This window comes from Streptomyces venezuelae (genome assembly GCF_008642295.1).
GTDB lineage: Bacteria > Actinomycetota > Actinomycetes > Streptomycetales > Streptomycetaceae > Streptomyces > Streptomyces venezuelae_C.
The window spans coordinates 6,876,091-6,895,580 of the sequence record NZ_CP029190.1; the positions used below are offsets into that span (position 1 = coordinate 6,876,091).

Annotated in this window: 17 protein-coding genes; 15 read left to right on the forward strand and 2 right to left on the reverse strand. The window is 71.9% G+C overall.

The features are described 5' to 3' along the window. Positions 1 to 24 precede the first annotated feature (24 nt). The gene (locus DEJ50_RS30745) at positions 25 to 786 is read left to right on the forward strand and encodes a class I SAM-dependent methyltransferase (RefSeq protein ID WP_223837974.1); all 762 of its coding nucleotides are present in this window, start codon (positions 25 to 27) and stop codon (positions 784 to 786) included. Positions 787 to 850: 64 nt separating this feature from the next. Here the strand turns inward: DEJ50_RS30745 and DEJ50_RS30750 are convergent, their stop codons facing one another. Beyond that, positions 851 to 1,759, reverse strand: a complete 909-nt coding sequence (locus DEJ50_RS30750) for an alpha/beta hydrolase fold domain-containing protein (RefSeq protein WP_223837975.1) — start codon at positions 1,757 to 1,759, stop codon at positions 851 to 853. Between the two features lie 182 nt (positions 1,760 to 1,941). Here DEJ50_RS30750 and tdh point away from each other — a divergent pair, with 182 nt between their 5' ends. The 11 genes from tdh to DEJ50_RS30810 all read left to right on the forward strand — a co-directional run bounded on the left by tdh (position 1,942) and on the right by DEJ50_RS30810 (position 14,955). Then, entirely contained in the window at positions 1,942 to 2,970 is a 1,029-nt protein-coding gene (gene tdh / locus DEJ50_RS30755) for an L-threonine 3-dehydrogenase (protein ID WP_150211322.1), read from the forward strand. A gap of 149 nt (positions 2,971 to 3,119) precedes the next feature. Continuing rightward, positions 3,120 to 4,328, forward strand: coding sequence for a glycine C-acetyltransferase (locus tag DEJ50_RS30760; RefSeq protein WP_150211323.1), 1,209 nt, complete (start codon positions 3,120 to 3,122; stop codon positions 4,326 to 4,328). Positions 4,329 to 4,449: 121 nt separating this feature from the next. Then, on the forward strand, positions 4,450 to 5,364 hold the full coding sequence (locus DEJ50_RS30765; RefSeq protein ID WP_150211324.1) for a LysR family transcriptional regulator: 915 nt from the start codon (positions 4,450 to 4,452) through the stop codon (positions 5,362 to 5,364). A gap of 119 nt (positions 5,365 to 5,483) precedes the next feature. Further along, positions 5,484 to 6,305, forward strand: coding sequence for an FAD binding domain-containing protein (locus DEJ50_RS30770; RefSeq protein WP_150211325.1), 822 nt, complete (start codon positions 5,484 to 5,486; stop codon positions 6,303 to 6,305). Between the two features lies 1 nt (position 6,306). Continuing rightward, the gene (locus DEJ50_RS30775) at positions 6,307 to 9,024 is read left to right on the forward strand and encodes a molybdopterin-dependent oxidoreductase (protein WP_150211326.1); all 2,718 of its coding nucleotides are present in this window, start codon (positions 6,307 to 6,309) and stop codon (positions 9,022 to 9,024) included. Between the two features lie 4 nt (positions 9,025 to 9,028). After that, on the forward strand, positions 9,029 to 9,994 hold the full coding sequence (locus DEJ50_RS30780; RefSeq protein ID WP_150211327.1) for an antibiotic biosynthesis monooxygenase: 966 nt from the start codon (positions 9,029 to 9,031) through the stop codon (positions 9,992 to 9,994). 309 nt (positions 9,995 to 10,303) lie between these two features. Continuing rightward, positions 10,304 to 11,206, forward strand: coding sequence for an SIS domain-containing protein (locus DEJ50_RS30790; RefSeq protein WP_150211328.1), 903 nt, complete (start codon positions 10,304 to 10,306; stop codon positions 11,204 to 11,206). After that, positions 11,203 to 12,039 carry a class II fructose-bisphosphate aldolase gene (locus tag DEJ50_RS30795; RefSeq protein ID WP_150211329.1) on the forward strand — a complete coding sequence of 279 codons (837 nt, stop codon included), beginning with the start codon at positions 11,203 to 11,205 and terminating at the stop codon, positions 12,037 to 12,039. Before DEJ50_RS30790 ends, DEJ50_RS30795 begins: the two co-directional genes overlap by 4 nt. Before the next feature lie 26 nt (positions 12,040 to 12,065). Further along, on the forward strand, positions 12,066 to 12,629 hold the full coding sequence (locus DEJ50_RS30800; RefSeq protein WP_150211330.1) for a hypothetical protein: 564 nt from the start codon (positions 12,066 to 12,068) through the stop codon (positions 12,627 to 12,629). A gap of 100 nt (positions 12,630 to 12,729) precedes the next feature. Further along, a complete protein-coding gene (locus tag DEJ50_RS30805) occupies positions 12,730 to 13,677 on the forward strand; it encodes an amidohydrolase family protein (RefSeq protein ID WP_150211331.1) in 948 nt (315 codons plus the stop codon). Positions 13,678 to 13,764: 87 nt separating this feature from the next. Then, a complete protein-coding gene (locus DEJ50_RS30810; protein WP_150211332.1) occupies positions 13,765 to 14,955 on the forward strand; it encodes an acyl-CoA dehydrogenase family protein in 1,191 nt (396 codons plus the stop codon). A 47-nt stretch (positions 14,956 to 15,002) separates the two neighbouring features. Here the strand turns inward: DEJ50_RS30810 and DEJ50_RS30815 are convergent, their stop codons facing one another. Then, on the reverse strand, positions 15,003 to 15,746 hold the full coding sequence (locus DEJ50_RS30815; protein WP_150211333.1) for a class I SAM-dependent methyltransferase: 744 nt from the start codon (positions 15,744 to 15,746) through the stop codon (positions 15,003 to 15,005). Positions 15,747 to 15,996: 250 nt separating this feature from the next. On the opposite strand from DEJ50_RS30815, the gene DEJ50_RS30820 reads away from it, so the two are divergent. From DEJ50_RS30820 to DEJ50_RS30830, 3 genes are read left to right on the forward strand one after another with little or no spacing between them, the layout of a single operon-like run. Further along, on the forward strand, positions 15,997 to 16,206 hold the full coding sequence (locus DEJ50_RS30820; protein WP_150211334.1) for a hypothetical protein: 210 nt from the start codon (positions 15,997 to 15,999) through the stop codon (positions 16,204 to 16,206). Between the two features lie 21 nt (positions 16,207 to 16,227). Continuing rightward, the gene (locus tag DEJ50_RS30825) at positions 16,228 to 17,118 is read left to right on the forward strand and encodes an oxygenase MpaB family protein (RefSeq protein WP_223837976.1); all 891 of its coding nucleotides are present in this window, start codon (positions 16,228 to 16,230) and stop codon (positions 17,116 to 17,118) included. A 34-nt stretch (positions 17,119 to 17,152) separates the two neighbouring features. After that, the gene (locus DEJ50_RS30830) at positions 17,153 to 19,408 is read left to right on the forward strand and encodes a serine/threonine-protein kinase (RefSeq protein ID WP_150211335.1); all 2,256 of its coding nucleotides are present in this window, start codon (positions 17,153 to 17,155) and stop codon (positions 19,406 to 19,408) included. Positions 19,409 to 19,490 lie beyond the last annotated feature (82 nt).

Consider the following 19,490-nt stretch of genomic DNA (forward strand, 5'->3'; position numbering starts at 1 on the left):
CGGCCGGCGCGGCAGCATACGGGCATGCGGCACAACGACGACACCGACCCCCTGCAGTACGACGTGATCGGCGCGCGCTTCGAGGAGTCGAAGAGCACCGCGGCCTTCTCCGCCGCCGATACGTACACCCTCCTCACCGTGCTCGACCAGCTCGGCGGGGTGAAGGGGCTGGACGTCCTCGACCTCGCCTGCGGCTACGGGTTCAACACCCGGCTGCTGGCCCGCGCGGGCGCCCGGCGCACCGTCGGCGTGGACATCTCCGCCGAGATGATCAGACTGGCCCGGGCGCACGATCCGGAGGACACCGACGGGGCCGAGATCGAGTACGTGGTCGCCGATGCGGCCGATCTGCCGCCCCTCGGCTCGTTCGACCTGGCCACCGCGGTCTACCTGTTCAACTACGCCGCCGACCGGACCGCCCTGCACGCCATGTTCCGCGCCATCCGGGGCACCCTGCGCGTCGGCGGGCGGCTGCTGGCCGTCGTCCCCAACCCGGGCGCCTTCCCGCACGTGGACTGGTCGCCGTACGGAATCCGGATCCATGCGCGGATCCCGGAGGGCGACGCCCCGATCCTGGAGGCCTCCTTCCTCACCGACCCGCCGGTTCCGTTCCGCTTCCGGGAGTGGCCGCACGCCGAGTTTGCGGAAGCCGCCGTGGAAGCCGGTTTCGCCTCCGTCAGCTGGCAGCCGAGCCGCACCCCGTCCCCGGAGGGTGCCCGCGACGAGGCGTACTGGACGACGTACCGGGAGAGCCCGGTCAGCTCACTGATGATCTGCACGGCATGACCGCACCCAGGGCCGGGATCACCGCACCCGGGGCCCGCGGCACCGCGCGCCCGGGGCGGGCGGTTCAGTGGTCCGCAGCCGCCCGGATCAGGTCCACGATCCGGTCCCGGGCTTCCCGCCCCTCCGGCACCGGCAGCAGCGGATACCCGTGCGGCAGGCCCGGCGCCTCGTGGAAGTCCACCTCCGCGCCGTCCGCCTCCGCCCGGCGCAGCAGCTCCCGGCTGTCCGTGGTCAGCACGTCGCGGGTGCCGGTGAACACGGTCAGCGGCGCCAGCCCGGCGAAGGACCCGTGCAGCGGGCTCACCAGCGGATCGTCCGCCGCCAGCGTGCCCGCGTACAGCCGGCCCGCCTCGAGCAGACCCGGCCGCGCCAGCATCGGATCGGCGGGCTCGATCGCCGCCTGGTCGGGGTGGCTCACGGTGAGATCCAGCCACGGCGAGATCAGCACGATCCGGGAGGGCTGCGCGCCGGTCCGGTCCCGCAGCCGCTGTGCGGCGGCCAGCGCCAGCCCGGCGCCCGCCGAATCCCCGAGGAGTACCGTGCCGCCCGCCCCGCCGCTCGCGATCAGCCCGCTCAGCAGGTCCGCCGCCACCGGAACGGTCCGGTCCGCGGTGCCGCGCGGCGCGAGTATGTACGCCGGCACCACACAACGGGCCTGCGCGCGGGTCACCAGCGTCCGGATCAGTGACCAGTGGGGCCGCACCAGCTCGTTGATGTACCCGCCGCCGTGCACGTACAGCACATTGGCAGCCGGCTCGGTGCCCCGCGGCGAGACGTCGTACACCGGCCAGGCGCCCACGAACGTACGCGAGACCTCCGCGACCTTCCCCAGCGAGCGCGGCGGCAGGTGTGAGGCCGGGCGCCGCGCGGAGCGAGCCACCCGTGCCTGTACGGCCTCGGCGGACCCGAACCGCCGACGCCGCCCCGCCGCCATCAGCGCGGCCGACAGCGCCCGGCTCCGCAGACTCGGCACGCCCGCCACCTCCCTGTTTCCTGCCCCACGCCCTGCCCCGGTCACGGGAGGAGCATAGGGGGAGGAGCCGACACGTGAAGCTCCGCTGTCGGCCCGCTTAAGAAATCCTCGATGGACTGATCACCACGGTCTCGGCAGATTGGTGCATGTCCCACCCGCCGCACGGCCCCCAGGAGCCACTCATGAAGGCACTCGTCAAGCACAAGTCCGAGCCCGGGCTGTGGCTCATGGACGTGCCCGAGCCCGACTACGGCCCCGGCGAGGTGCTGATCAAGGTGCTCCGCACCGGCATCTGCGGAACCGACCTCCACATCCGCTCGTGGGACGGCTGGGCGCAGGGCGCGGTCCGGACCCCGCTGGTCCTCGGCCACGAGTTCGTCGGCGAGGTCGCCGCGATCGGCGCGGACGTCGCGGACATCGAGGTCGGCGCGCTGGTCAGCGGCGAGGGCCACCTGGTGTGCGGCAAGTGCCGCAACTGCCTGGCCGGCCGCCGCCACCTGTGCCGCTCGACGATCGGCCTGGGGGTGGGGCGGGACGGCGCCTTCGCCGAGTACGTGGTGCTGCCCGCGCAGAACGTGTGGGTGCACCGGACCGCGGTCGACCTGGACGTGGCGGCGATCTTCGACCCGTTCGGCAATGCGGTGCACACCGCCCTGTCCTTCCCGCTGGTGGGCGAGGACGTACTGATCACCGGTGCGGGCCCGATCGGCATCATGGCGGCGGCGGTGGCCCGGCACGCGGGCGCCCGCAGCGTGGTCATCACCGACGTCAGCCCGGAACGGCTGGAACTGGCCCGCAAGGCGGGCGCGACGCTGGCGGTGAACGTCGCCGAGAGCTCGATCGGCGAGGCGCAGCGGCAGCTGGGGCTGCGCGAGGGCTTTGACATCGGCCTGGAGATGTCCGGCCGGCCCGAGGCCATGCGCGACATGATCGACAACATGACGCACGGCGGCCGGATCGCGATGCTGGGCCTGCCGGCCCAGGAGTTCCCGGTGGACTGGTCGAAGATCGTGACCTCGATGATCACGATCAAGGGCATCTACGGGCGTGAGATGTTCGAGACCTGGTACGCCATGACGGTGCTGCTGGAAGGCGGCCTGGACCTCAGCCCGGTGATCACCGGCCGGTACGCGTACACCGACTTCGAGGCGGCCTTCGACGAGGCGGCCACGGCGCGCAGCGGCAAGATCATCCTGGACTGGACGGCGTAGCGCGCACCTCCGCGTCTCCGCGCCTCCGGGTCCCCTGGAACCATTCTCCTGCGGCCGGACCCCGCACCACCCTCCCCCCTCCGCGGGGTCCGGCCCTCCTTCCGTCTCCCCCTGCCTCGTTCCGTCTCGTTCCGTTCAGGAGTCCGTCCATGTTCGAGTCCGTCCGCGAAGACCTCCGCACCACCCTCGAGGAGATCCGCTCCGCCGGCCTGCACAAGCCGGAGCGCGTCATCGGCACCCCGCAGAGCGCGGCCGTGGCCGTCACCGCCGGTGGCACTCCGGGCGAGGTCCTGAACTTCTGCGCCAACAACTACCTGGGACTCGCCGACCACCCCGAGGTGATCGCCGCCGCCAAGGACGCGCTGGACCGCTGGGGCTACGGAATGGCCTCGGTCCGCTTCATCTGCGGCACGCAGGAGGTCCACAAGGAGCTGGAGGCCCGTCTGTCGGCGTTCCTCGGCCAGGAGGACACGATCCTCTACTCCTCCTGCTTCGACGCCAACGGCGGCGTCTTCGAGACCCTGCTCGGCCCCGAGGACGCGGTGATCTCCGACGCCCTCAACCACGCCTCCATCATCGACGGCATCCGGCTGTCGAAGGCCCGCCGCTTCCGCTACGCCAACCGTGACCTGGGCGAGCTGGAGACCCGCCTGAAGGAGGCCACCGAGGGCGGTGCGCGCCGCAAGCTCATCGTCACCGACGGCGTCTTCTCCATGGACGGCTATGTGGCCCCGCTGCAGGAGATCTGCGACCTGGCCGACCGGTACGACGCGATGGTGATGGTCGACGACTCGCACGCGGTCGGTTTCGTCGGCCCCGGCGGCCGTGGCACCCCCGAACTGCACGGGGTCATGGACCGCGTCGACATCATCACCGGCACCCTCGGCAAGGCCCTCGGCGGCGCTTCCGGCGGCTATGTCGCCGCCCGGGCCGAGATCGTCGCCCTGCTGCGCCAGCGCTCGCGCCCGTACCTGTTCTCCAACTCCCTCGCCCCGGTCATCGCGGCGGCCTCGCTCAAGGTCCTCGACCTGCTGGAGCAGGCCGGCGACCTGCGCGAGCGCCTCGCGGCGAACACCGCGCTGTTCCGCACCAAGATGACCGAGGCCGGATTCGAGATCCTGCCCGGTGACCACGCCATCGCCCCCGTGATGATCGGCGACGCGGCGGAAGCGGCCCGGATGGCGGAGCTGCTGCTGGAACGCGGGGTGTACGTGATCGGCTTCTCTTACCCGGTGGTGCCGATGGGCGCGGCCCGTATCCGCGTGCAGCTCTCGGCGGCCCACTCGACGGCGGACGTGGAGCGCGCGGTGGCCGCGTTCGTGGACGCCCGGGCGGCACTCGCCGCTGCCCAGGGCTGAGCCGAGCCCGGGGCCGGGCTCCGGCGGTTCGTGCGGCTGCCCGGGGCCGACGGCTCCTGCCGCTGGTCAGCGCGGGCATCGCGCGGCATTCGCCGCTGCTCAGGGCTGACATCATAGGGGGGTGATCGACCCCCGCCGGCTGCGCATCCTGCGGGCCGTGGCGGACCACCGTACGGTGACCGCCGCGGCTGCAGCCCTGTACCTCACCCCTTCCGCCGTCTCCCAGCAGCTCGCGGCGCTGGAACAGGAGACCGGGCATGCGCTGCTGACGCGCAGCGGCCGTGGCGTCCGCCTGACGGCGGCCGGCGAGATCCTGCTGGGCCACGCGAACGAGGTACTCGCGCAGCTGGAGCGGGCGGAGGCGGAGCTCGCGGCGTACGCGGGCGGGGTGGCGGGCGAGGTCACGGTCGCGGCCTTCGCCACCGGCATCGCGGAAGTCCTCGCCCCGGCGATAGCCCGGCTGGCACTGGACCACCCGGGCATCCGGCTGCGGGTCCGCGACGCGGAGGGCGACCAGAGCCTGCCGATGCTGCTGGACGGCGAGGCGGACGTGGTGCTCGCCGTGGAGTACCGGGGCTGGCCGGGTGCCGACGACCCCCGGCTCTCGGTCCTGCCGCTGTACGCCGAACCCTTCGACGCGGTCCTGCCGCCCGCCCACCCGCTGGCCGGGCTCCCGGGGGTGGCCCTGGCGGACCTCGCGGACTCGGACTGGGTGGGCCAGTACCCGGCCAACCCCTGCCATGACGTGACCCTGTTCGCCTGCGAATCGGCGGGCTTCCAGCCGCGGTTCGTACATTCCTCGGACGATTTCCGGGCCGTGGTGGCCCTGGTCGGCGCGGGGGCGGGGGTGGCGCTGATTCCGCGCTCGGCCCTGCGGGGCATGGACCTCAAGGAGGTCCAGATCCGCCCGGTGACCGGACCCTCGGCCACCCGCCGCGTCTTCGCGGCCACCCGCCGAGGGGCGGAATCCCATCCGCTGATCGCCCCGGTGCTGTCCTCTCTGGCCCGGGAGGCGGGGCGGTTGCCCACGCACTGAACAGGCGGTGAGCTCCGAGCCTGCGAGGGCGTTTCCCGTGCTTTATCCTGGAGGGGATTCTCTGCGCGCCGGTTTCACTGTTCTGTTCGCCGTTCGACTTTGCGAGCGGGGTTACCGTCGTGGATCTCAACACCATCACCGAAGTTGTCCGGCGGCCATCGGACCGGCCCGGCGCGGAATGGCGCGAGGGTGATGCGTGGCTCGCCGGGGGGACCTGGCTGTTCTCGGCGGAGCAGCCGGAACTGCGCCGCCTGATCGACCTGACGGCCTTGCACTGGGATGCGCTGGTGCCGGGCGAGGCGGGGCTGGAGATCGGTGCGACCTGCACCATCCGTGAGCTGTACGCCTTTGCGCCGCGCGATGACTGGATCGCAGGAAGTGTTTTCGCCAAGAGCTGTGAGGCGTTCCTTTCCTCGTTCAAGGTCTGGAACTCGGCGACGGTCGGCGGCAATATCTGTATGTCCCTGCCGGCCGGGCCGATGATCACGATGACCGTTGCCCTGGAAGCCGCATATGAACTGTGGCCCGCCGAGGGGGCGGCGCGCACGGTGGATGCGCTCGATTTCGTGACGGGGAACCACGAGAACATCCTGGCACCGGGGGAGATCCTGAGGCGCGTCCAACTGCCCGCGCATGCCTTGCGCAAACGCGTTGCCCACCGCCGGTTCACCTTGACCCATCTGGGGCGTTCCACCGTCTTTCTGATCGGTACTCAGACACCGGGGACGAATGATCTGATGCTGACGGTCACGGCCGGTACCACGCGGCCCGTGCGCCTCGCGTTCGACGACATGCCCGATGCCAGGACCCTTCAGGAGCGGATCGACGCCCTTCCCGACGACCTCTGGTTCGCCGATCCCAACGGGACGCCCGCGCACCGGCACCACCTGACCACGTACTTCGCCGAAGAGATTCGCAGCGAACTCACAGCCGGGGTCTGACATGACGTACACGGTGAACGGCAGGAACTTCGACGAGGAGCCGGACCCCGGTCAGTGCCTGCGGACGTTCCTGCGCTCACTCGGCCACTTCGGGGTCAAGAAGGGCTGCGACGCGGGCGACTGCGGTGCGTGCACGGTGTGGGTGGACGGCGTGCCGGTCCACAGCTGTATCACCCCGGCCTTCCGGGCCGAGGGCCATGAGGTGACGACCATCGAGGGCCTCGGGTCACCCGGCCGACTGCATCCGATGCAGCGTCAGTTCCGTGACGCCCCGGGCTTCCAGTGCGGCTTCTGCACCGCCGGCATGATCATGACCTCGGCCACGTTCACGGAGGCCCAGAAGGACGACCTGCCCAGGGCGTTGAAGGGGAATCTCTGCCGGTGCACCGGCTACCGTGCGATCGAGGACGCCGTGAAGGGCGTCGTCGGCGTGGAGGAGGCCGCGCCCGGCAAGGCCGTCGGGACCAGCGTGGCCGCACCGGCCGCCGAAGACGTGGTGACGGGGCGCGCCGAGTTCACCATGGACGTCCACATGGAGGGGATGCTGCACCTCAAGGTGCTGCACTCGCCCCATGCGCATGCCCGGATCGTGTCCATCGACAAGACGGCCGCTCTGGCCGTGCCCGGTGTGCACCGCGTCTACAGCTGGGAAGACGTTCCGCGCAAGCGCTACACCACCGCCATTCACACCGACCACCTGGTCGATCCGGACGATACTTTCATTCTGGACGACACGGTCCGCTTCGTCGGGCAGCGCGTGGTTGCGGTCGTGGCCGATACGGTCGGGGCGGCGGAGGAAGGCTGCCGGAAGGTCGCCGTCGAGTACGAGGTGCTGCCCGCCGTCTTCGACCCCGAGCGGGCCATGGCCGACGGAGCACCCCAACTGCACGGCTCCGACGATCCGTTCGTCCGCGACCCCGTGCACAATGTGCTGCTGGAGCTCCACTCCCATATCGGTGACGTGGACGCAGGCTTTGCCGCCGCCGATGTGGTCCACGAAGGGACGTACGTCTCTCCGCGGGTCCAGCACGCGCACCTGGAGACCCACGGCTCGATCGCCTGGATGGAGAACGGCCGGCTCAACGTCCGCACCAGCTCGCAGTCGCCCTCGATCGCCAAGGTGAAACTGGAGTACCTCTTCGCCCTGCGCCCGGACCAGGTGCGGGTGTTCTGCAAGCGCATGGGCGGGGGCTTCGGCGGCAAGCAGGAAGTGATCTCGGAGGACCTGGTCGCACTCGCCACCCTGGACCTCGGGCGGCCCGTCTGCTTCGAGTACACCCGCGAGGAGGAGTTCACCACCGCTTCGCCCCGGCATCCGATGGCGCTGACGGTCAAGCTCGGCGCCAAGGCGGACGGCACGCTCACGGCACTCCAGGTCCGCAACGTCTCGAACACCGGCGCCTACGGCAACCACGGTGGCGAGACGCTGTACGCGGGCGGCGCGGCGGTCATGATCTACCGGTGCCCCAACAAGAAGTACGACGCGTACTCGGTGTACACGAACACCGTTCCGAGCGGGGCGCTGCGCGGCTACGGCATGACCCAGCCCGCCTTCGCCGTCGAATCCGCGATGGACGAACTGGCCCGCGCCCTGCACATGGATCCGCTCGAACTGCGGCGCCGCAACATCGTGCGGCCCGGTGAGCCGCTCGTCGCCATGCACGACGGCCCCGACGACGTGATGTTCACCGAGGACGGGCTCGGCAAGTGCATCAACCTGGTGGCCGGCGCCCTGGCCCGTACCGCGGACCAGGCGTCCCCCGGCCCCGAGTGGCTGGTGGGGACCGGTGTGGCGAGCTCACTGCACGAGACCGCGCCCCCGACCGACCACATCTCCGAGGCATGGGTGACCCTCGGTAACGACCTCATCTACGAACTGGCCGTCGGAACATCCGAGTTCGGCGAGGGCACCTCCACCGCGCACGTCCAGATCGCCGCCAACCAGCTGGGCACGACACCGTCCCGCATCCGCCTGGTGCAGTCCGACACCGACCGCACGGGTTTCGACACCGGCGCCTTCGCCAGCGCGGGCCTGTTCGTGGCGGGCAATGCGGTCCTGCGGGCCGCCAACGCCGTGCGCGACCGCATCCTCGAGTTCGCCGCCGCCCACACGGGCGTCCATGTCGTGATGTGCTCGATGGACGACGAAGGCGTGGTCTGCGGCGACCAGCGCATGTCGCTGGCCGAGATCGTCGCCCTGGCCCGGGCCCGCGGCATCCGCTTCACCGCCGCCCGGAAGGCCTACGGCTCACCCCGGAGCGTCACCTCGAACACCCAGGGGTTCCGGATCGCCGTCCACCGGGTGACCGGTGAGATCCGCATCCTCTACAGCGTTCAGGCGACCGACGCGGGCGCGGTCATCAACCCCGCGCAGGTCCGCGGACAGGTCGACGGCGGCGTCGCCCAGGGGATCGGCTTCGCACTGACCGAGAACCACCAGATCGACGCGGACGGCGCCATGGTCAACCCGAACCTCCGCAACTACCGCATCCCCACCTATGCCGATGTCCCGCGCACCGACCTGCTGCTGGTGGACTCCTCCGACTCGGTCGGCCCCATGCGGTCGAAGGGGATGGCGGAATGCTGCATCAACCCGGTGGCCCCGGCGCTGGCGAACGCCCTCCACGATGCCACCGGCGTCCGCTTCCGCGCCCTGCCCCTCACCCCGGAGCGGATCTTCAGCCGGCTCAACGAAGAGCAGTCCGTACAGAGGGCCTGAGCTCATGGACACCGAGAAGCGCGAGTCGGCGACCGTCATCATCGGGCACCGGGTGTTCCCCGGACGGGAGGAGCAGTACGAGGCCTGGCAGAAGGGCGTCAACGCCGCCGCCGCGGCCTACCCGGGACACCTCGGCGCCGAGATATCCCCGCCGACCCCCCTGCAGCCCGACTGGGTCGTGGTCTACCGCTTCGACTCGGTGGCCCATCTCCAGGCCTGGCTCAACAGCTCGACCCGACAGCGCCTCCTCGACATGGCCAAGGACTACTTCGACGGCCCCGCGACCCAGCAGTACATCAGCGGCGGCACCCAGCCGGCCGATCCGCTGGTGACCGTGGTGGTCACCCACCGGGTGCACCCCGCCAGCGTCGACGACTTCCTCGCATGGCAGCGCCATATGAGCGAGGAGGAGAGCAAGTTCGAGGGATTCCGCGGGACGGAGGTCTTCCGCCCGATCGAGGGCCTCCAGGACGAATGGACGACGCTCTACCGGTTCGACAGTGCCGACCACCTCGACGCCTGGCTGACCTCGGAGCAGCGGCAGCGGGTCCTCTCCGAAGGCAAGAAGTTCAGCGACTACAAACTGCGGACGATCGACAACTCGTTCGGCAGCTGGTTCGCCTTCGACGAGAACGGCAAGGAAGCACCACCGCCCTCGGAGACCAAGACCTCCATCGCAGTCTGGGTCGGCCTGTACCCGACCGTCGTGCTGCTGACCCTCGCCCTGTCACCCCTGCACATGCCGCTCTGGCTCGGACTGCTGGTGGGCAACCTGCTGTCGAGCTTCATCATGAGCTTCCTTACGATGCCCTACTACGTGAACCGGCTGCTCAGACGCTGGCTGCGGCCGTCCCCGGACGAACCGCCGAAGCGGACCAACCTGATCGGCCTGGGCATCGTCGCCGTGGTCATGGTGTTCTGGACCGTCGTCTTCTACCTCGTCACCACCCAGTTCTGGACCCTACCGTGAGCCCATCTGGTCGGCGAACCGGACCTGGTCGGCCACGGGCTCGGCGCACATGGCGCGCACCCGAAAAGGCGGGCCTGCACCGCGTCGCCGAGGCCTCGCCGGAACCGGACAACCCCGTCGACGACCGCGCCCACTACGTCTACCGGATCGACCGCCCGGACCGGTAGCTGCTGCTCCGCCGGCCGGTCGACGTCGTGGCGGATCGTCGCCGACGACACGCCCAGTGCCCCGGCCTGTCCCCTATACCGTGCAGGAAAGCGCAAGAATCGCAGGGGTACCGCACAGGCATACGGACTCCAGGGAGCCGGCATGAGTCATGTCGCGTACGAACTGAGCACACAGCCCGACTGCTGGGAACGGGCCGCCGAACTGGCCCCCGCCCACCGGGCGGTACTCCCGCGGCCGGGGGAGCGGACCGCGATCGTCGGCTGTGGCACCTCGTACTACATGGCGCAGGCCGCCGCCGCCCTCCGCGAGGACGCCGGGCAGGGCGAGACCGACGCGTTCGCCGCCTCCGAGTTCCCCCGCCACCGCCGCTACGACCGGGTCCTCGCCCTCACCCGCTCCGGCACCACCACCGAGGTGCTGGACCTGCTGGCCGCCCTCCGCGACACCGGAATCCCCACCACCGCCGTCATCGGCGATCCGGCAACCCCCGTGACGGGCCTCGCCGACGAACTCGTCGTCCTCGACTTCGCCGACGAACAGTCCGTCGTGCAGACCCGGTTCGCCACCACCGCGCTCACCCTCCTCCGGGCCCATGTCGGCCGCCACACCCCGGCCGTGGCCGCCGACGGGCGCGCGGCCCTCGCCGAACCGCTTCCCGAACACCTCGCCGGCTGCCGCCAGTTCACCTTCCTCGGGCGCGGCTGGAGCATCGGCCTCGCCCACGAGGCCGCCCTCAAGATGCGCGAGGCCGCCCTCTCCTGGGCCGAGTCCTACCCCGCCATGGAGTACCGGCACGGGCCCATCAGCGTCTCCGCCCCGGGCACCCTCACCTGGTCGCTGGACGAGGCCCCCGAGGGCCTCGCCGAGCAGGTGACCGGTACCGGCGCCCGGTGGATGGCCGGCCGGCTCGACCCGCTCGCCGAACTGGTCCGGGTGCACCGGCTCGCGCTGGCCGTCGCCGCCCGGCGGGAGCTGGACCCGGACCGGCCGCGCCACCTCACCCGGTCCGTCATCCTCACCGCCGGAGAGGAGGCGGTCCGATGACCCTCGTCTCCACCGGGGACCTGGTCCGGGAGGCAGCCGCCGCCGGCCGGGCCGTTGCCGCCTTCAACATCATCACCCTGGAGCACGCCGAGGCCGTGATCGCCGGAGCCGAACGGACCGGCAGGCCGGTGGTCCTCCAGCTCAGCGAGAACGCCGTCCGGTTCCGCGACGGCCGGCTGCTGCCCATCGCCCTCGCCGCGCGCGCCTGTGCCGAGGCCGCCGCCGTCCCCGTCGGCCTGCACCTCGACCACGTCAAGAGCCCCGAACTGCTGCGCCAGGCTGCCGACGCCGGCTTCGGCTCGGTCATGTACGACGCGGCCCACCTGCCGTACGCCGAGAACCTCGAGACCACCCGGTCCGCCGTGGACTGGGCGCACGCCAACGGGCTGTGGATCGAGGCCGAGCTGGGCGAGGTCGGCGGCAAGAACGGCGCCGCACCCCTGGACCCGCACGCGCCCGGCGCCCGTACCGACCCGGACGAAGCGCGCCGCTTCGTCGCGGACTCCGGGGTGGACGCGCTGGCCGTGGCCATCGGCAGCACCCATGCGATGACGAGCCGTACGGCCGCCCTCGACCACACCCTGCTGGCCCGGCTGGCCAAGGCGGTGGACGTTCCGCTCGTCCTGCACGGCTCCTCCGGGCTGCCGGACTCCGAGCTCGCCGCCGCGGTGGCCGGCGGCATCCGCAAGGTCAACATCGGCACCGCCCTCAATGTGGCCATGACCGAGGCCATCCGCACCCACCTGACCCCGGCGGACCCCCGCCCCTACCTGACGGCCGCCCGTACGGCGATGACGGCGACCGCCGCGGCTATGATCTCGGCGCTGAACTGACGCGAACCGGGAAGGGGGCGGCGAGGATGGCCGACCTGTCAGGCCGCACCTCCACCAGCCGGCGGAGCTTCCTCATCCTGCTGGGCGTCACCGCGCTGCCGGTGCTTCCGGCGGCGGCCGGCTGCGCCGCCCCGGTGGTCGAGGACCACCTGAAGGTCCAGACCCGCACCGAGCCGCTGCGCCTGCGGTTCGCGGCCGTGGGGGAGATGTCCGACCCGCACTGGCTCGGCTACGACATCGACGAAGCCGGCAAGCGGCAGACGATCCCCGGCCAGGACTCGCGCATCCGGATGGTCGGTGTGGCGCGGCTGCCGAAGGGGGCGGTCACCGGCATCCTGCAAAGCGCCCCGCCCGGCGACCGCTTCGAACCGGCCGCCCTCCCGGCCGACATACCCGCACCGCTGGTGCCGCACCTGCCCGTCCGGGACGGCTGGCACGCGAGCACCGGCTACGACGCACGCATCCTGGCCGCACCGGCTGCCCCCGGCAACCCCACCGCCCCGGACACCAACGACCGGGCCGACGGCCGGTTCTTCCTGCACGAGGAGCGGGACCTGGTCTGGTTCGACGTTCTGTACCTGTCCGCCTGAGGGCGCTGCCGGGGGCCGAGAGCCGGGGGCCGAGTAGCGGCCCGCCCCGGAAGGGCGTTCCATGCAGGTAGGGGATCGCGGCAAGGAGGCGCGGCCCGCCATGCGCATCGACGTACACGCCCACCTGTGGACGAAGGGCTACCTCGACCGGCTGGAGCGCCTGGGCAGGACCGATACGGCCACCCAGCGCGGCCTCTGGGCGGATGCCACGGAAGCCGACCTCGGCCACCGGTTCGACGTGCTGGACCGGGCCGGGATCGACCTCCAGGTGCTTTCCCTGCCCCCGCAGTCGCCGCACCTCACCGACGAGGCCCAGGCCGTGGCTCTGGCCCGGGACGCCAACGATGCGTATGCCCGCCTGGTCGCCGACCTGCCGGACCGGTTCCGCGCCTTCGCGGCGCTGCCGCTGCCGCACACCGACGCGGCCCTGCGGGAGCTCGCCCGGGCCATGGACGAGCTCGGCATGCCGGGCGCCGCCGTCACCACGACCGTATGCGGCCGGACGCTGGCCGACCCCGCCTTCCACCCGCTGTACGAGGAGCTCGACCGGCGCGCCGGTGTCCTCTACATCCACCCCCAGGGCGAGGGCGCGGCCTCGCCGCTGATCACCGGACACCGGATGACCTGGATGGTCGGGGCGCCGGTGGAGGACACGGTCGCCGTCATGCACCTGGTCCTGGCCGGGCTCCCCAGCCGGTACCCCGGCATGCGGATCCTGGCCTCCCACTTCGGCGGGGCCCTCCCGATGCTGGTGCGCCGCCTCGACGACCACCTCGCCTTCGAGTCCCCGGACACCCCCGAACGGCCCTCGCTGGCGGTCCGGCGGCTCTGGTACGACACCGTGGGACACGCCCACCCGCCCGCACTGCGCGCCGCCGCGGACTCCTTCGGCACGGACCGCCTGGTCCTGGGCACGGACTACCCGTACGAGGACGGCGACCAACTGGTGCGCGCCGTCTCCTACATCACGGATTCCGGCCTCCCGGAGCAGGCCGTCGCCGCCATCCTCGACACGAACGCCCCCCGGCTGCTCGGCCTCACCCCCTGAGGCCGCTGGGGCCCTTCCGCATTCTTGTAACAGGTTCTACTCTGTGCGCCGCCACCGCAGCACCGCAGCCAGCCTTACGGAGGGGCCGTGCACCTCGAATACACGCCTGAGCAGCAGCAGTTGCGCGCCGAGCTGCGTGCCTACTTCGCCGAGCTCGTGCCGGACGACGTCTACGAGCGGTACCAGGACCCGGCGGCACAGAAGCGGTTCTACCGGGAGACCATCCGCAGGCTCGGCGCCGACGGGTGGCTCGGCGTCGGATGGCCGAAGGAGTACGGCGGGCGCGGGATGTCCCCGATGGACCAGTTCATCTTCTTCGACGAGGCCGCTCAGGCCGTCGTACCGCTGCCGCTGATGGCGCTCAACACCGTGGGCCCCACGATCATGCAGTTCGGCACCGAGGAGCAGAAGGCCTACTTCCTGCCCCGCATCCTCTCCGGCGAGATCGACTTCGCCATCGGCTACAGCGAGCCCGACGCCGGCACCGACCTCGCCGCCCTCAAGTGCCGGGCGGTGCGCGAGGGCGATGAGGAGACCGGCAGCTACCTCGTCAACGGGCAGAAGATCTGGACCACCAACGGCGACACCGCCGACTGGGTCTGGCTGGCCGTGCGCACCGACCCCGACGCGCCCGCCCACAAGGGCATCACCATGCTCCTGGTCCCCACCTCCGACCCGGGTTACTCCTGCACCCTCATCAACACCCTCGCCTCACACGACACCACCGCCAGCTATTACGAGAACATCCGGGTCCCCGCGAGCCGCCGCGTCGGCCCGGAGAACAAGGGCTGGCGGCTGATCACCAACCAGCTCAACCACGAGCGGGTCACCCTGGCCGCGCACGGCACCATGGCGATCCGGGCCCTGCACGACGTCCAGCGCTGGGCCGCCGGGACCAAACTCGCCGACGGCCGCCGGGTGATCGACCTTGGCTGGGTGAGGGGCCGGCTCGCGCGCACCCACACCCGGCTCGACGCCATGAAGCTGCTCAACTGGCAGATGGTGAACGCCGTCCAGGACGGCACCCTCACCCCGCAGGACGCCTCCGCCGTCAAGGTCTACGGCTCCGAGGCCCGCCGCGATGCCTACGCCTGGCTGATGGAGGTCGTCGGCGCGGCGGGCCCCCTGAAGGACGGCTCCGCCGGAGCCGTCCTCCACGGCGAACTCGAACGCGGCTACCGCAGCGCCGTCATCTTCACCTTCGGCGGCGGCAACAACGAGATCCAGCGCGAGATCATCTCCTGGATCGGCCTGGGCATGCCCCGCGTCCGCCGCTGACCGGGCCGGCCGGCCGGCGGGCCGGCCCGGTCAGCCCGCTCGGCCGGTCAGGCGCGGCAGCGGAACATCTCCAGGGGCGGGTGCGCGACCAGGTCCGCCCAGAACTCCTCGCCGAACTCACGGATACCGGCTTCGGACACCTGGAGCGGAACCCACTCCACCGCACTGAACCCGGCCGCCTGCAGGCACTTCTCGTAGACATCGCGGCGCGGGGCCGAGCTGATGATGGTGATCGGCTCCGGCTCGAGGAGAGCGGTGACCCGTACCCGCGTACCCGTCTCGATCTCCTCCTCGACCGGCTCGCAGAGGAACCCGTAGGTGTCCAGGGAGGCGCAGTCGAACCCGTAGTCGGGCTTCTGGGCGAGCACGAAGAACTCCCCGCCCGGCACCAGGCTCCGGTGGATGTTGCGGCACATCCGCTCCATCGCCGCGATGTCCTCGGCGTAGTTGAGACACTGCACGCCCAGCGCGATGTCGAAGCGCCGTTCGAAGGGGCGCAGTTCGCCCACGTCCCCGACCTCGTACTGCACACCCAGCGGCTCGCGCTGCTCGATCTCCTGGGCGGCGGCGATCATCTCGACGGAGATGTCGACCCCGAGGACATCCGTGGCCCCGCGCCGCTTGAACTCCCTGCTGTAGAAACCGGTTCCGCACGCCAGGTCGAGAACCGACCTGCCGGTCACGTCCCCGACCATGCCGAGGAAGCTCGGCACCTCACCGAAACGCGTCAGCGGCAGGGCCTTGAACCCCTCGAACGCCTCGCCGATCCCGTCGTACTGCTGCCCGCTCATGGGGCTCCCCCTTCGGTACGTCGTGCCTCGTCCGGCACGTGCGGAAAGTCTGCGCCGCCGGTCTCCGGCCGCCGTATTGGCAGATAGCACAAGAATCTGACGGGGCGTCGCTCGTATCACCCAACACTCCGGATGTCGCACTCGGGCGGGTGACCTCCCGTGACCACATGATCATTCGCTCAATGGGCAGGGCGGACCGCACGAGTCGGCGAACGAACGAGCAGCAAACGCGGAGTGGATGTGAGTGGACGTGAGTGGTAGGTCCGTGCGGTGGGGGGCGACGGCCGGCATCGCCGTCGTCATGGCTGCGGGGCTCCCCGCCGGGGCGGCGCAGGCCGATGACATCACCGTCATCCACGCGCCCGGCCTCACGCTGATCAGACACCTGGAGCTCGACGACCCCATGGAGGACGTGCTCGAACACACCCTGAACTTCGGCAACGGCCCCAAAGGGGACTGAACCTCCTCGTACGATGGACCGGTGGGGACCGCGAGCGACGCCGACCCCGGGCTCTACGGGCCGGCGTCCGTGACCTGGCAGTGCCACGGCGATCCGATGATGTGGATCGCCGGAGTCCGTGCGCTCTACCTCCAGGCCCTGCACCCCCGGGCCGTCCGCGGAGTGCTGGCCAACAGCGACTTCCGGCAGGACACCTGGGGCCGGCTGCTGCGCACCGCCGACTTCGTCGGCACCCTCACCTACGGCACCACGGAAGCCGCCGAACAGGCCGGAGCCAGGGTCCGGAAGATCCACCGGACCCTGTCCGCCACCGATCCGGCCACCGGCGCGGCCTTCCCGCTGGACGACCCCGAGCTCCTCCTCTGGGTCCACTGCGCACAGATCGACTCCTTCCTGCACGTCCTGCGCCGCTCCGGGGTCCCGCTCACCCCCGCCCAGGCCGACCGCTACGTCGACGAGAACCGGGTCAACGCCCGACTGGTCGGCCTCGACCCCGCCGAGGTGCCCGCCACCACCGCCGAGCTCGCCGGTTACTTTGAGAAGGTCCGCCCGCAGCTCGCCGCCGGAGCCGATGCCGCCGACGTCGACGCCTTCCTGCGCCGGCCGCCCGTACACCCGCTCCTCGCGCCCGTCCGGGCCGTGCTGTGGCGGCCCCTCGCCGCGCTCGCGTACGGATCGCTGCCCCCGTATGCGCACCGGCTGTACGGCCGGCCCGCACTCGCCCCGCGCAGCGTCACCCGCCGCCTGCGCCTCACCGGGCGCTTGCTGCGCAGCATTCCCGCAGGTCTGCGCTGGCAGCTGCCGCCAGGTCACATCTTGAAAGCGATGCGTCGCCTGGGCCCCACCAGCCGCCCCTCGACGTACACACTGCGCAGAGCGGCGGCCATACTGGACGGGCCGGGGAGGGCATGAGCGCACAGCACGACAACGGGGGCGGCACCAGGAGATGGCGGAGAGCAGACTGATCCATGGCCGTTACCGGTCACTCGACCTGATCGGCCGGGGCGGTATGGGCGAGGTGTGGCGGGCCCGCGACGAGTCGCTCGGCCGCCATGTCGCGGTCAAATGCCTCAAGCCGCTCGGTCCGGAACAGGATGCCCATTTCACCCAGGTGCTGCGGGAACGCTTCCGGCGCGAGGCGCGGGTGGCGGCCTCCCTCCAGCATCGCGGTGTCACCGTGGTCCACGACTTCGGTGACGAGAGCGCCTCCGGCGGCATGCTCTTCCTCGTCATGGAACTGCTGGAGGGGCGCAACCTCAGCCAGCTGATGGAGGACAACGGCCGCCGCCCGCTGCCGGTGGACGTGGTCGTGGACATTGCCGAACAGGTCGCCGCCGCCCTCGCCTACACCCACGAACAGGGTGTGGTGCACCGGGACCTCAAGCCCGCCAACATCATGCGGCTGACCGACGGCACCGTGAAGATCTGCGACTTCGGCATCGCCCGCCTCGCCCACGACATCGGATTCACCGCCAAACTCACCGGCGGCGGCATGGCCATGGGCACCCCGCACTACATGTCCCCCGAGCAGATCGCGGGCGGCGAGGTCGACCACAGCAGCGACCTCTACTCGCTGGGCTGTGTGCTGTACGAGATCGCCACCGGAGCCCCGCCGTTCGACCTCGGCGACTCCTGGTCCGTGCTGGTCGGCCACCGCGACACCCCGCCCGTGCCGCTGCGCGAGCACCGGCCCGAGCTGCCCGAGCACTTCGAACGGGTGGTGCTGGACCTGCTCGCCAAGCGGCCGGAGGACCGGCCCGCCGACGCCCGGCGGCTGCACACCCGGCTGGCGGAGGCCCGCCGGGGCCCCCGGGCCACGGCGGCGCAGGCGCCCGCCCTGCCCGCCTGGGCCCACGGGATGACCGCCGGCCGCAAGGCGGGCCTCCAGGCACGCCCGGGCAGCGGCACCTGGGCGGTCCTGACCGGCTCCTGGACCGCCGCCCTCCCGGCCCCGGCCGCGATTCCCGGGCCCGGTCCCGACCCCGGTTCCGGGCCCGGTTCCGGCCCGGGCCCAGTTCAGGCGCCGGTCCCGGCCGTGGGCCCGGGCCCGGCGCCCGCCTTCCCGACGGGCCACGGCCACGGCCCCGGCCCGGCCCGGCCCGACGCCGCCGAGGACCCGCGCCTCACCGCACCGTACGGAGTGCCCCGCGGCCTCGGCCCGGACCACCCCGACACCCTCACCGCCCGCTACGAGGCCGCCGCAGCCCTCAGCCGGGCCGGCCGCCCCGCCGACGCGCTGACCGAGTACCGGGAGGTCGCCCGGATCCGCGACCGGGTCCTCGGCGCGGACCACCCCGACAGCCTGGCCGTACGCCAGGAGATCGGGTACGTCCTGGGCCAGCTCGGCCGCTACCAGCAGGCCCACGACGTGTACGCGGGGGTGCTCGCGGCCCGCGAGCGCAGCATGGGAGCCGAGCACCCCGACACCCTGCTCTGCCACCACAACCTGGTCTGCACCCTCGGCCGCCTCGGCCGGCACGCCGATGCCCACCGGGCCGCCGGCGCGGTGGCCGACGCCCGCGCCCGGGTGCTCGGCCCCGACCACCCGGACACCCTGCTGACCCGCTACGAGGCGGCCTACGCCCTGGGCCAGCTCGGCTGCTGGGACGAGGCCCTGGAGGGGTACCGCCAGGTCGCCGCCGCCCGCGAACGCAGCCTGGGCCGCGACCACCCCGACACCCTGGCCGCCCGCTACGAGGTCGGCATAGCGCTGGGCCGGCTCGGCCTCGGCCCCGAGGCCCTGGACCTGTTCCGGTCGCTGGTTCGCGACCGCACCCGGGCCTACGGCGCCGCCGACCCCGAGACCCTCCGCGCCCGCCATGTCCTCGGCGTCAACCTGGGCCGGCTCGCCCGCTGGGAGGAGGCCCTGGCCGAGGCCCGGGAGGTCGGGGCGCTGCGCGCCAAGGTGCTCGGCGCCGGACACCCCGACACCCTGGTGAGCCGCCGCGAGGTCGCGGTCGGCCTGGGCTGGCTCGGCCGCTGGGAGGAGGCGCTGCCGCTGTACCGGGAGGTCGCCGGGGTGCGGGACCGGGCGCTGGGCGCCGACCACCCGGACACCCTGGACGCGCTCGGCGACGAGGCGTACTGCCTGGAACGCCTGGGCCTGGCCGCGGAGGCCGCCGCGCTCCGGGACCGCATCGCGGACCTCCGCGGCCAGGGCTTCGCCTACGGCAGCGCGCTCCCGCCGGCCGTGGGCGCCTGATCCCCGGTCGATCATGAACCGGTCATCTGAGTACCCGTACTCAGGCATGCGGCGGCCCGTGGAACCAGGATGGGGTGCCGGG

What these genes read in the sequence shown, in the direction of transcription:
- DEJ50_RS30745 (WP_223837974.1), top strand. Translation starts at nt 25, where the DNA reads ATGCGGCACAACGACGACACCGACCCCCTGCAGTACGACGTGATCGGC.
- tdh (WP_150211322.1), top strand. Translation starts at nt 1,942, where the DNA reads ATGAAGGCACTCGTCAAGCACAAGTCCGAGCCCGGGCTGTGGCTCATG.
- DEJ50_RS30760 (WP_150211323.1), top strand. Translation starts at nt 3,120, where the DNA reads ATGTTCGAGTCCGTCCGCGAAGACCTCCGCACCACCCTCGAGGAGATC.
- DEJ50_RS30775 (WP_150211326.1), top strand. Translation starts at nt 6,307, where the DNA reads ATGACGTACACGGTGAACGGCAGGAACTTCGACGAGGAGCCGGACCCC.
- DEJ50_RS30780 (WP_150211327.1), top strand. Translation starts at nt 9,029, where the DNA reads ATGGACACCGAGAAGCGCGAGTCGGCGACCGTCATCATCGGGCACCGG.
- DEJ50_RS30790 (WP_150211328.1), top strand. Translation starts at nt 10,304, where the DNA reads ATGAGTCATGTCGCGTACGAACTGAGCACACAGCCCGACTGCTGGGAA.
- DEJ50_RS30795 (WP_150211329.1), top strand. Translation starts at nt 11,203, where the DNA reads ATGACCCTCGTCTCCACCGGGGACCTGGTCCGGGAGGCAGCCGCCGCC.
- DEJ50_RS30800 (WP_150211330.1), top strand. Translation starts at nt 12,066, where the DNA reads ATGGCCGACCTGTCAGGCCGCACCTCCACCAGCCGGCGGAGCTTCCTC.
- DEJ50_RS30805 (WP_150211331.1), top strand. Translation starts at nt 12,730, where the DNA reads ATGCGCATCGACGTACACGCCCACCTGTGGACGAAGGGCTACCTCGAC.
- DEJ50_RS30815 (WP_150211333.1), bottom strand. Translation starts at nt 15,746, where the DNA reads ATGAGCGGGCAGCAGTACGACGGGATCGGCGAGGCGTTCGAGGGGTTC.
- DEJ50_RS30830 (WP_150211335.1), top strand. Translation starts at nt 17,153, where the DNA reads ATGGCGGAGAGCAGACTGATCCATGGCCGTTACCGGTCACTCGACCTG.